Source organism: Paenibacillus sp. FSL M7-0134 (genome assembly GCF_038007865.1).
In the GTDB taxonomy this organism is placed as follows: domain Bacteria; phylum Bacillota; class Bacilli; order Paenibacillales; family Paenibacillaceae; genus Paenibacillus; species Paenibacillus polymyxa_B.
On the sequence record NZ_JBBOXV010000002.1, the window covers coordinates 582,385 to 594,060 of the forward strand.

General features: G+C 48.5%; 10 protein-coding genes and 1 riboswitch. All 10 genes read left to right on the forward strand.

Annotated elements, in window-relative coordinates:
* Positions 1-20 precede the first annotated feature (20 nt).
* The 10 genes from NSQ58_RS18400 to NSQ58_RS18445 all read left to right on the forward strand — a co-directional run bounded on the left by NSQ58_RS18400 (position 21) and on the right by NSQ58_RS18445 (position 11,672).
* A complete protein-coding gene (locus tag NSQ58_RS18400) occupies positions 21-1,475 on the forward strand; it encodes a 3' terminal RNA ribose 2'-O-methyltransferase Hen1 (RefSeq protein ID WP_341057982.1) in 1,455 nt (484 codons plus the stop codon).
* Positions 1,472-4,081 (forward strand): polynucleotide kinase-phosphatase, encoded by a 2,610-nt coding sequence (locus tag NSQ58_RS18405; protein WP_341057983.1) that lies wholly within the window; start codon positions 1,472-1,474, stop codon positions 4,079-4,081. Before NSQ58_RS18400 ends, NSQ58_RS18405 begins: the two co-directional genes overlap by 4 nt.
* A gap of 20 nt (positions 4,082-4,101) precedes the next feature.
* Positions 4,102-4,899 (forward strand): TatD family hydrolase, encoded by a 798-nt coding sequence (locus NSQ58_RS18410; protein WP_076265211.1) that lies wholly within the window; start codon positions 4,102-4,104, stop codon positions 4,897-4,899.
* Positions 4,900-4,943: 44 nt separating this feature from the next.
* A riboswitch (TPP riboswitch) is annotated at positions 4,944-5,053 on the forward strand.
* Between the two features lie 249 nt (positions 5,054-5,302).
* Positions 5,303-5,899 (forward strand): ECF transporter S component, encoded by a 597-nt coding sequence (locus NSQ58_RS18415; protein WP_023987157.1) that lies wholly within the window; start codon positions 5,303-5,305, stop codon positions 5,897-5,899.
* Complete coding sequence (locus NSQ58_RS18420) at positions 5,899-7,362, forward strand: ABC transporter ATP-binding protein (protein WP_028542049.1); 1,464 nt, start codon at positions 5,899-5,901, stop codon at positions 7,360-7,362. The genes NSQ58_RS18415 and NSQ58_RS18420 overlap by 1 nt, the downstream gene beginning before the upstream one ends.
* Entirely contained in the window at positions 7,337-8,128 is a 792-nt protein-coding gene (locus NSQ58_RS18425) for an energy-coupling factor transporter transmembrane component T family protein (protein WP_028542050.1), read from the forward strand. Before NSQ58_RS18420 ends, NSQ58_RS18425 begins: the two co-directional genes overlap by 26 nt.
* Before the next feature lie 139 nt (positions 8,129-8,267).
* Positions 8,268-8,993 carry a methionine ABC transporter ATP-binding protein gene (locus tag NSQ58_RS18430; protein WP_049828456.1) on the forward strand — a complete coding sequence of 242 codons (726 nt, stop codon included), beginning with the start codon at positions 8,268-8,270 and terminating at the stop codon, positions 8,991-8,993.
* Positions 8,986-9,657, forward strand: coding sequence for a methionine ABC transporter permease (locus NSQ58_RS18435; protein ID WP_028542051.1), 672 nt, complete (start codon positions 8,986-8,988; stop codon positions 9,655-9,657). The genes NSQ58_RS18430 and NSQ58_RS18435 overlap by 8 nt, the downstream gene beginning before the upstream one ends.
* A gap of 270 nt (positions 9,658-9,927) precedes the next feature.
* Positions 9,928-10,785: a MetQ/NlpA family ABC transporter substrate-binding protein gene (locus NSQ58_RS18440; protein ID WP_068938591.1), complete on the forward strand. Its 858-nt coding sequence runs from the start codon at positions 9,928-9,930 to the stop codon at positions 10,783-10,785.
* A gap of 467 nt (positions 10,786-11,252) precedes the next feature.
* Positions 11,253-11,672, forward strand: a complete 420-nt coding sequence (locus NSQ58_RS18445; protein WP_028542053.1) for a hypothetical protein — start codon at positions 11,253-11,255, stop codon at positions 11,670-11,672.
* The last annotated feature ends 4 nt before the right edge of the window (positions 11,673-11,676 follow it).

The window sequence follows — 11,676 nt, forward strand, 5'->3', positions numbered from 1 at the left end:
CTGGGAAGGAGAAGTGGAGTATGCACATCACGCTAAAAGCAACCGGAACCCATGCAGGGATGATTTCGCATTTGCTTGCTAAGAATCCTTACAATACGTATGATCGCACAGAAAAAGGCGCACGTGTACGCATGGTGTACACCGTTTTTACCGAGGAAGAGGCTGAGATCGTCATTCAGGCTTCGCCAGATTCGATTGATTTGGTCAAAAACAGTCCAGACAGCTATGACATTACACAATATATTAATGACCGGGAGTTTGTAACCAGCAGCTTATTTTGCACTTATATTCGTGGCTCGCTTGGCACGGCCCTGAACGGCAAACCCAAGGAAGACTATGTAGGATGGGTGACGCACCCTTTTTCGCTGGAGTTATCGTTTGGGCCCGTTGCTTCGGATTTGCCGGATTCTGTGGTGGAGGGACTATTTGCTCCGCTGGGTTATCATGTGGCCATAGAACGAGGGGAAGCGGACTATTCTTTTCAGCTAAAAAATCGAAGCACCGTCAGATATGTCACGTTAAGTGGTCATCAGACGGTGCAGTATGCGCTTCGTCAGTTATTGCTGTTGATTCCGGTGCTGGATAATTATAAGCACTACTATATTAGTGAAGAAGAGTTTGACAAGCTGAGACGTTACGGTGAGGGCTGGCTGCCAGAGCATCCACTACGCGAGCTGATCATTCGACGCACGCTTCGTTTTACCAATCTGATTGAGCGATTTGAGCAATCTGATTCTGCTGAAACAACAGGTACAAAAAAATACATTGAAAAGGATACTGTCCAAGCTCAAAAGGATAAGCACGAACAGGTTCAACAGCAAGAACAGCCACAGGAGGAAGGGAAGCAGCAGCCTACTGTACGGCTGAATGAACTGCGATACCAAGCCATTATGGACGTGATTCGTAAGCTGCCTCGCAGACAGAAAATCGTAGATTTTGGTTCAGGGGAAGGGAAGCTTTCGGCTCGGCTGGCTCGAATGACGGGCGTTGAAGAGATTTGGGCGGTGGAGCCGTCTGCGTATGCACAGGTGAGAGCCATGGAGCGTTTTGCCAAGCTGGAAAGGCATGCCGACGCGATCAGTCCTACACCCATGATGGGCTCTCTCTTTTATTATGATGAACAATTGCGGGGCAAAGATGTGATGATTCTATGTGAGGTCATTGAGCACGTGGATGAGCATCGTCTGAACCGGGTGATGAAGACGATTGTGACGGAGTATCAGCCAGGCGTGCTGATCGTGACGACTCCCAATCGTGAATATAATGAAGTGTATCGTATGAATCAGCAAGAGCTGCGGCATGGCGATCATCGTTTTGAATGGAGTAGAAGCGAGTTTCAGGAACGATGTGAGCAGTGGATTGCGGAAGCTCCTTATTCGGTAGCGCTGAAGGGGATCGGAGAAGAGGTCGAAGGCTTTGGAAAACCGACCCAAATGGCTATATTTACGCGCAGAAAGGAGCAGAAGGAAGCATGAGCAATTCATCCAAACGTACGATTCATTTACCGCATGCTGGACTGGTTGTGTTGGTTGGGGCCTCCAACAGTGGCAAAACCACATTATTGGACAGGCTGGTGAGCGAAGGGATTCTATTGGAGACAGAAGTGGTATCCTCGGATCATTTTCGCAAGCTGGTCGGAGATACGGAATTTATAGACTGGAGTGGACTTCCAAGGCTGGAATCGGACGTACTGTTCTATGAGTATCAGCAAATGTCAGCCAAGGCGTTTGAGGCGATGGATACGATTCTGGCTATGCGCTGTCGCTTGAATAAACTGACGGTTGTGGATGCCACCCATTTGTATGCTGAGGATCGTCAAAAATATGTACAGCTGGCAGCCAAGGCGCATGTTCCTGTTATGGCCTGGGTACTGGATGTACCCGAATCTGTGCTGCTGGAACGTGATTTAGGCAGGGAGCATCCGCGTGGCCGCCAACGGGTCAAGCAGCAGGCACAGCTGTTAAAGCGGAACCTGCGTGGTATCCGTGAGGAAGGCTTTAACGCTTGCTATGTTCTTAAGGATGTAGAAGAAATGAACTTTGTTCGCCGTGTGCAGCCACTGTTTCATGAGATTGGCTCAGGTATTGACATCATTGGTGATATCCATGGGTGCTACCGTGAGATGCTGGAAGTGATAGAGCGGCTAGGATATACGGAAGATACGGAAGGACTATACCATCATCCAGATGGTAGAAGACTAGTATCTGTCGGGGATGTGATGAGCCGTGGCCCAGAATCGTTACAAGCGGTGCAGTTCTGGAAAAAGCACGTGGATGCCGGACTAGCGTATATGATTGACAGCAATCATGGCTGGAAAATCGGCCGTTACCTCGATGGGAGAAAGGTGACTCTCAGTCATGGCGATGAACGATTTGCAGAGGAACTGGCCCAATATGAACAAAAAGCGGGCAAGACAGCGGCGGAACAGCTTAGAAGCGAGTTGAGAGATTTTCTGCTACATGCACCCTCTCATCTTATTTTTGGCAGAAATGGATTGCGACACGTGGTTGTGGCTCATGCCGGGATTAAGGATCATTTTATTGGCAAACAGTCGGCACGTATTTCTGATTATTGCCGCTATGGAGATACGGAAGGACAGGATGCGAACGGAACACCGATCCGCAAGGATTGGTTCGTAGACCATGAATCGGGAGAAATAGTAGTATGGGGACATGATCCGAGACCGCAGCCTACCCTTGTGAATCAGACGGTGAATATTGATCAGGGTGTGGTATTTGGCGGTATGCTGACCGCTTATCGTTATCCGGAAAAGGAATTTGTCAGCGTTCCGGCACATGAGAATTATGCGAATGATCCCGATAGCCCACTTGTCCGGTGGCAGAGAAAACGGTTTTCCCCGCCGAATTTACGCAAGCTAATCGCTGGTTACAGTGTGCTGACGGAATCGTATGGCGAAGTGCGCGTACAAGGAGAATGGATCAAATCCGCTATAGATACCGTGTCACATGTGACGGTACCCATGGAGGAGCTGGTGTATATTCCACCGACGATGAGCCCTGCTCCAGCGGTGTCTGCAGAGGAAGGATATCTGGAGCATCCACGTGAGGCGCTGGCTTATTATCGCGGGCAAGGAGTACAAACGATGGTGGCCGAGAAAAAACATATGGGTAGCCGGGCTATTTTGCTATTATTCAAAAACGAACAGGCCGCTGTTCAATATGTAGGCTACCCGACATTGGGCACGATCTATAGTCGGAGTGGGAGAGCTTTCTTTGAACAAAGCCTTGGGAAGCAAGTGATGGAGAAGCTTAATGTGGATCTACGGACTGCTGGATATTTTGAACGGAACCAGACGGATTTTGTATTGCTGGATGCGGAAATTGTACCGTGGAATCTCAAGGCTCGGGAACTGATTGCTGCACAGTATGCGCATGTGGGGGAGGCAGCTCTGTTGGATCGCAGTAAGCTGGTAGACAAGCTGAAGCAGGCGAAGGTTGCAGGTCGAGAGGTTGGAGACTGGTTGGAGGAAATGGAACAGAAGTACGCGAATGCCGTAACGTTTCAAGATGCTTTTCAAAAATATTGCTGGGATGTGGACGGTCTGGATGAAATTCGTATTGCACCGTTCCATACACTGGCACACAGCGGAAAGACTTTTTTCGACCATTCTCATATTTGGCATATGGAGCAAAACCGGGAGCTCGCTGGGCTGTCTTCCCTGTTTATGGAGACAGAGTACCGCGTTATCACGGACGAAGCAAGCGAGGAAGAGGTCATTCGCTGGTGGAACGAGATGACAGAGGATGGTCATGAAGGGATTGTGATCAAGCCGGAACGCTTTTTGATGAAAAATCGGGACAAGATGATTCAGCCTGCAATCAAGGTGAGAGGCCAGAAGTATTTGCACATCATTTACGGTATGGATTATCTTGCCCCTGAGAATTTAAAGCGTCTGAAGCAGCGTCGAACGAACAAAAAGGAGCGTCATGCCCTGATGGAAGGAGCGCTTGGTATGGAAGGCGTGGAACGTTTTGTCCGCAAGGATACGGTGGATCGTATTCATGAATGCGTCCTTGCCGCGCTATCTCTGGAATCGGAGCCGATTGATCCGAGATTGTAGTTTGCGAAGGAGGGATTGAGATGGAAAGGGGTACACCGTTAATTGATATTGGCGTGAACTTGATGCACCGTTCGTTTCATGCGGATCGGGAACAGGTGGTAGAGAGAGCAGCAGCTGTAGGGATTTCACCCCTGATTATTACCGGGACCAGTGTCCGCAGCAGTCGGGAGGCTTCTCAGTATGCAGCACGTTATCCGGGCAAGCTGTATGCGACAGCTGGCGTGCATCCCCATGATGCCAAAGACTGCAGCGCAGATACGATTCAGCAGCTCCGCCAGCTGGCGAGTCAGCCGCAGGTCGTATCCATAGGGGAATGCGGATTGGACTATAACCGTGATTTTTCGCCGCGCGATGTGCAGCGCCGATGGTTTGGGGAGCAAATCCAACTGGCGGGTGAGCTAAATATGCCGTTATTTCTGCATGAACGAGATGCACATGAGGATTTTGTTGCTATGCTGCGGGAATATCAAGGGCTTGTCGATAAAGCAGTGGTGCATTGTTTTACAGGCACGGAACAAGAATTGCATACGTATGTAGAGATGGGACTGTATATCGGGATCACCGGCTGGATTTGCGACGAACGGCGTGGCAAACATCTGCGTGAACTGGTCAGAGATATTCCCTTGGACCGTCTGATGATTGAAACGGATGCTCCATTTTTGACCCCGCGTAATTTGCCCGTGAAGCCCAAAGAAGGGCGTAATGAGTCGATGTATCTCGCTCACATTGCTGCTACGATAGCCGAATGTACAGGCCGAAGCATGATGGAGATCGAAATCGCCACGACGGAGACAGCCAAACGTTTCTTCGGATTATAGGATTGTCAAAGCCATAGATGTGGTATATATTATAGTGAATTAAAAAAGCATTGTCGGGAGCTTGAGAAAGTCAGGCTGAGAGGGTGGCCCTTGCCACTGACCGTGAAATCTGATCTGGGTAATGCCAGCGTAGAGAAACCAAGAACACTATACAGGAATGCCGCTTGTTTCGCGGTTGTCGATAGATACAATGTATGTCCTAGCATTTTACCTTGACCCTGACTTTGGCTTGGTATCAGTGTAGTAGCTTAGACTACTGGTTATATAAGGCATATCGACGAATGATGTTTTGTATGGTGCTTCACCTTTTACTGCGCATAAAGCTTGCCTGGAGATTCAGCTCCAGACAAGCTTTTTTTTATGGCCAAGAGGCCAATTATAAGGATAAGGGGAGCACGCAATAATGAATACTGCTGTAAGAGCGTCCAAAGGGTTGAAGCTGACTGATATTTTGGTCACGATTGTGATCGCTGTTGTGTTCGGGTTAGTCTACAAAATATGGGGACCTGCCTATGATTTGATGAAACCATTCGGTCTACACGCCGAGCAACTGATGTATGGCATGTGGTTTATGGCAGGCACGTTTGCTTATCTCATCATTCGCAAGCCGGGTGTTGCAATTTTGGCAGAGGTGGCAGCGGCAACGGTCAGTGCTTTTTTGGGAAGCGAATGGGGGATGTCCACTTTGTACTATGGCCTGCTGCAAGGCTTGGGAGCGGAGCTGTTTTTTGCAGCTTTTCTGTATCGGAACGCAAACTTGTGGGTTGCTTCGCTAGCTGCGGCCGGGGCGGCTGTCGCTTCTCTAATTTTAGACTTCAGCTACGGGTATATTGATCAGCTTTCGACCTGGAACTATGTTTTGTATATTGGTTTTCGCATGATTGGCAGCATTGTGATTGCCGGGGTATTCGCGTTCTATCTGGCTAGGGCATTGGAGGTAACCGGAGTCACGCGAAGTTTGAGACCCGCAACGGAACAAGATTATAAGGGGCTGGATTGATGAGCCAGGCAACCGAAGATGTGGTGGCTTCGATCACCCGTCTTCGGTTGAAATTCCCCGGTGAGCAGGAGCTGCTTTTTCACAATATGTCTTTGTCTGTCCGCAAGGGGGAAAAGCTGCTGTTGCTGGGACCGAGTGGATGCGGTAAATCAACGCTGCTCCAAGTGTTAAGCGGTCTGATTCCACGCACGATAGAAGTGCCTATGAAATGCGATGCTGCTGTAATCCCAAGTGTCTCAGGTATTGTATTTCAAGATCCTGATACGCAGTTTTGTATGTCATATGCAGACGAGGAACTGGCTTTTGTGTTGGAAAATAATCAGGTTCCTCGTGAGCAGATGCGATCCCGTATTCGCGAGCTGCTGATACAGGTTGGTCTATCAACGGATGATATACACATGCCCATTGGCAGCATGTCACAGGGAATGAAACAGCGGCTGGCGATTGCGTCTGTGCTGGCTATGGAGCCAGAAGTGCTTTTTCTGGATGAGCCCACGGCTTTGTTGGACGAGGAAGGCACTACACAGGTGTGGGATACCATTCGAAACATTTCGGTAGACCAGACACTGGTGATCGTGGAGCATAAAATTAATGAAATTGTCCATGATGTGGACCGGATTGTGGTGCTTTCTGCTCAAGGGGAGATCATTGCGGATGGAAGGGCGGAAGAAGTATTTCATGGGCAGCGGCAGGCATTGTCCGAGTATGGCGTGTGGTACCCGGGAGTATGGAGTGAATCGTCTTCGCCGCGTTGGAGTGAATCAGTGACACAGCAGAATGGTACGGGGAATGGTACAGGGATTGATTTGCTGGAGCTGGAACATTTTAGTGGCCTCCGCGGTTTAAGTTCAGTGATTTATGTGGAGCATGCGCAGGTGAAGCCTGGCGACTGGATTGGCGTGGTCGGTGAAAACGGGGCTGGCAAAAGCTCACTGCTGCTCTCCATGATGCGCTTACTTCGCACACAGGGACGTTATAGCGTGCGCGGAATTGAGGCAGGCAGTACGGAACAACTGGCAGAGCGTATCGGGTTCGCGTTTCAAAATCCCGAGCTGCAATTCGTAGCACACACCGTACGAAAGGAACTAGAGTATTCGTTACCCAAGAGCTTGTTCACCGTTGAACAGTGCCGGGAACGGGTCGATCGGATGCTCGTACAGTTCGGACTGGAGCGGCTGGACGAGCGTCATCCGTATCAGCTTTCATTGGGCCAAAAAAGGCGGTTGAGTATTGCTACGGCTATGATCCGTGAGCCGGAAGTGCTGCTGCTGGATGAACCGACTTTTGGGCAGGATGCGCGTAATACCTTTGTCATGCTGGATATGTTGGAGCAGCTGAGAGCGGCAGGCACGGCCATTGTGATGGTCACGCATGACCCAGAAATTGTCCATCGATATTGTACCGATATATGGCGGATTCAGAAAGGGGAACTACAGTATGAACCTGTCCTTTCCCCATCATAAAACATGGCTGCATCGTGTGAATCCGGGCCTAAAGCTCGTTATGTTTTCCATACTGTTTGTGGTCGTTATAGTCATTCATGATCCGAATGTCATGTTTAATGTTGCGTGTGCTATGTTGCTGCTGCTTGTCTGGTCAGGCCATCCATGGAAGCGGCTGCTGCTGTATGGATCTCCCTTTATATTGGTGTTTATTTCAACCTCAACGGGCATGATGATGTTCGGCAAAGGGGTGACGACCTGGTGGACATGGGGCCTGATCCATATTACGCAGGAAAGCTTTTATCGGGGTATACATCTGGGCTTTCGTGCGCTGAGTATGGCGGCGGTAGGGTTGCTGTTTGGTTTAACGACTCGTCCAGTGGACCTTTTTTATTCACTGATGCAGCAATGGAGGCTCTCTCCGAAGTATGCGTATAGCTTTTTGGCAGCCATGCGGTTGATGCCCATGATGGTGGAGGAATTCCAGGCATTGAGACAAGCCCATCGTATTCGAGGTTTACATCAGCATGTGTCCAAATGGAATATGTATGCCACGCTTCGCAGGTATGCAATTCCGCTGCTCGCTCAAAGTATCCGGCGTGCACAGCGAATTGCTATTGCCATGGAAGCCAAGGGTTTTACTAATGAAACCAAACGCACGTATTATTATGCGATTGGCTATTCGGCTGTAGATATTGTGTTCATATTCTATTTTGTCATAATGCTTACGCTGGCTTGGGGACTCGGTATCTGCTTTCCTTACGTGGGGGTGTGGGATGTACGTTAATTGTTGTCAAAAGGCTTTGCCCGTTTTCTGCTCTGTGGTATATTAATGCAATGGGAATTGACGGCTCGTACAGACCCGCCTGGGCTGGCGGGCTTATTACATTTTCCCTGAGAAATGGATCATCAGGAGGCCAGGTTTCATGATTACGCTGCATCAGGTAAGCAAGCATTATACCACCTCAAGCGGCCAATTTCATGCGGTTCAATCCGTGTCCCTTCAAGTGGAGGAGGGGGAAATTCACGGTATCATAGGTGCCAGCGGTGCCGGTAAGTCTACGTTGCTCCGGTTGATGAATGTATTGGAAAGGCCGGATGAGGGAAACGTGGTTGTAAACGGGGAAGATTTGACTCGCATGCCGGAAAAACGTCTCCGTGAAGCGCGGCGATCGATAGGGATGATTTTTCAGCATTATCATCTTGTTCACAATCGGACGGTCAGTGGAAATGTGGCAATGTCGTTGGAGCTGGCAGGTGTCGCGAAAAAAGAGAGAGTGGAACGTGTGCGCGAATGCCTGCAATTCGTCGGTTTAGCTGATAAAGCAGAACAGTATCCGGCACAACTGAGCGGAGGCCAAAAGCAACGTGTGGCGATAGCCAGAGCGCTGGCGAATCGACCTGCGGTGCTGCTGTGTGATGAGCCGACCTCGGCGCTTGATCCGCAGACGACCGCGGATATTCTGGGCGTGTTACGGGAGATCAACCGGGAACTGGGAGTTACCATTGTAATCGTAACGCACGATATGGACGTGGTACGCAATATTTGTACCCGTGTATCAGAAATGCGGGATGGGCAGCTGCTTTCAACGCAACGTGTAGTTGACGCTGCGGTAGGTTCAACAGCGGAAGCAGGTGAAGCTGATGAATGAAATGCTGAGCATCATTGTGCAATACCAGTCAGAGATATGGAAAGCCATCGGGGAGACGTTTATCATGGTGGGGATTTCTATCGCAGCAGCTGTACTGTTAGGGCTTCCGGCAGGAACGATTTTGTATTTGTGCGGCAAAGGGCAAAAATATGAAAATCGACTGCTGTTCACCTTATTGAACAGTGTGGTCAATGTCATCCGCTCGTTCCCGTTTTTGCTGCTCGTCGTGTTTATGATTCCATTTACACGTCTGGTCGTAGGGACGGCGCTGGGCACGATGGCTGCAACGGTTCCCTTGTCAGTGGTGGCCATCGCCTATTATTCGAGGCTGGTGGAGCAATCATTGCTTGAGGTGCCCAAGGGTGTAATTGAAGCCGCTACTTCTATGGGGGCATCCACCCTCCAGCTTATTTTTAAATTTCTGTACGTGGAAGCTCGTTCCGGGCTTGTACTGGGTTTGACCACGTCCACCATTAGCTTCATCTCCTACTCCACGGTGATGGGCATTGTGGGCGGCGGCGGGGTAGGCGATTTTGCCATCCGCTACGGTTACCAGCGTTTTGAAACAGGCTTGATGGCGTTCACCATCGTCGTCATGATTATTTTCGTACAAACGATCCAGTTCACCGGAAGCACCATATCCCGCCGGATCGACAAGCGATAGGGCAAAAATGTAACTTTTCGCTACACTTGCACCACCCACTATGGGAAATAAAAATGACTTTACAGTACCTCAAAAGCGGAGCGGACAGAATTGTTCTGGAGAAGCGTCAGCGTTCGCCTTTGAAATGGGATTCTAACCTATAAATTGTGTTATAAATCAGAGAGAATCCCATTTCAACAGCGATCGGAAGAACAATCGCACGTGAAGCGGCTGTACTGTAACTCATTTTTTATCTTCCCAATTACAATTTACTTGGAGGTTCCTCATCAAATGAGTCGGAAAAACAACATGAAAACGAACTTGAAACTACTCACACTATTTGCTGTCGTTATGCTACTGGTTGCCGGATGCGGTGGTCAAAAGCAGGCTGCTTCAGAAACACAGTCTAAAGAAGCAACTCCCCAAAAAGAAGTGACCTTGAAAGTAGCAACGCTAATCCCACCGATGACAGATGTGCTGGATATCGTGAAGCCGCTGCTTAAACAGGACGGAGTCAATCTGGAAATCGTCGTGCTTTCAGACAATATCCAACCGAATAACGCATTGGCAAGCCATGAAGTGGATGCTAACTTCTTTCAGCATGCTCCTTTTATGCAACAATATAATGAAAGCAACAAGTCCGATTTGGTAGCGGTAAAACCAATTTACAATGCCATTTATGGCGCGTACTCCAAAAAATACAAGAACATTAAAGACCTGCCCGAAGGTGCGACCATTGCTATTGCCAATGACCCGGCCAATACCGGACGCTCTTTAGTAATGATGGAGCAAAACGGTTTGATCAAGCTTAAAGAAGGCGTAGGCTATAATGCTACACAGGCTGATATTATTGAGAATAAGAAAAAATTCGTGTTTAAAGAAGTGGATTTGTTGATGCTGGCGCGGTCACTGGATGATGTGGACATGGCTGCCATGTATCCCGCATATGCCAAGCCGCTCGGTCTGACACCGAAGAAGGACGCGCTGATTACCGAAAAAGACGATACGCATTTTGCCATTAATCTGGTAGCGCGTAAGGATAATGTAGATTCCGATGCTATTCAAAAGCTGGCAAAGCGAATGACTGGACCGGAAGTACGTAAATTTTTTGAGGATAATTACAAGGACAGCGTTGTTCCAGCATTTTAAATAAATGAGGATTTTGCAAAAATCCAATAAGCGACTTCCAATGAATAAGATATAGATCGAAATGGTTTAGTTCGTCTATATCTTGCACGTTGGAGCGACTGGAATCGAATTTTGCAAAATCCTGAAATAAGTATGTTGAAACATCGTTTTATGATGAAATACGACCTGTATAATGGAAGGAAGTCTGTGAAGAGCAGATGGTCTCCCTTGTGCAGGTCTTTTTTTCATCCTTAATATGGAAAGGAATGATCGAAAACAGGGTATAAAGTCTTATTTTTTAAGATTTCAGGGTGTTACACCGCTGCGAATTTTGGTCATAAAGGGCGATGGAGTAATGATAAGGAACATATTAAAATAAATATACGAACAAACATTCGTTTTCGATTTCGTTAACGGTGTTTTTATATGGGTCAAAAAATTCAGCTGACAACGGGCCAAAAGCGTGAATAAAAAGGAAGGGGAACGACATGAAGCTGTTTGTAACTGTAAAAAGTCTGGGAAAGCGCAAGCCCGCACTCGCACGACAGGAATTAGAACTGAGTCCTGCTCCAGAAACATTGCGAGATTTGATTACTGCAACCGTTGCTCTGAATGTTCAAAAGCTACGGGAAAAGCAGGAGAGTGTCGCGCTGATTCCGTTCCTCACGGGAGAGGAAGTTCAGGCACAAGGCGAGATAGGCAAAGTAGGATTCGGTTCCATATATAATGAGGGTGTCCCGGATATTAAGGATGCTGTGAACACGGCGATGCAGGCCTTTGAAGATGGTTTATACAGAGTTTTTGTATGTGACGAGGAAACTATTGAACTGGATGCTCCTTTGTCACTGAAGGATGGGAATGAGATTGTATTTATACGCTTCACAATGCTGGCTGGAGGCCTATGGTAGAGGG

What these genes read in the sequence shown, in the direction of transcription:
- NSQ58_RS18400 (WP_341057982.1), top strand. Translation starts at nt 21, where the DNA reads ATGCACATCACGCTAAAAGCAACCGGAACCCATGCAGGGATGATTTCG.
- NSQ58_RS18405 (WP_341057983.1), top strand. Translation starts at nt 1,472, where the DNA reads ATGAGCAATTCATCCAAACGTACGATTCATTTACCGCATGCTGGACTG.
- NSQ58_RS18410 (WP_076265211.1), top strand. Translation starts at nt 4,102, where the DNA reads ATGGAAAGGGGTACACCGTTAATTGATATTGGCGTGAACTTGATGCAC.
- NSQ58_RS18415 (WP_023987157.1), top strand. Translation starts at nt 5,303, where the DNA reads ATGAATACTGCTGTAAGAGCGTCCAAAGGGTTGAAGCTGACTGATATT.
- NSQ58_RS18420 (WP_028542049.1), top strand. Translation starts at nt 5,899, where the DNA reads ATGAGCCAGGCAACCGAAGATGTGGTGGCTTCGATCACCCGTCTTCGG.
- NSQ58_RS18425 (WP_028542050.1), top strand. Translation starts at nt 7,337, where the DNA reads ATGAACCTGTCCTTTCCCCATCATAAAACATGGCTGCATCGTGTGAAT.
- NSQ58_RS18430 (WP_049828456.1), top strand. Translation starts at nt 8,268, where the DNA reads ATGATTACGCTGCATCAGGTAAGCAAGCATTATACCACCTCAAGCGGC.
- NSQ58_RS18435 (WP_028542051.1), top strand. Translation starts at nt 8,986, where the DNA reads ATGAATGAAATGCTGAGCATCATTGTGCAATACCAGTCAGAGATATGG.
- NSQ58_RS18440 (WP_068938591.1), top strand. Translation starts at nt 9,928, where the DNA reads ATGAGTCGGAAAAACAACATGAAAACGAACTTGAAACTACTCACACTA.
- NSQ58_RS18445 (WP_028542053.1), top strand. Translation starts at nt 11,253, where the DNA reads ATGAAGCTGTTTGTAACTGTAAAAAGTCTGGGAAAGCGCAAGCCCGCA.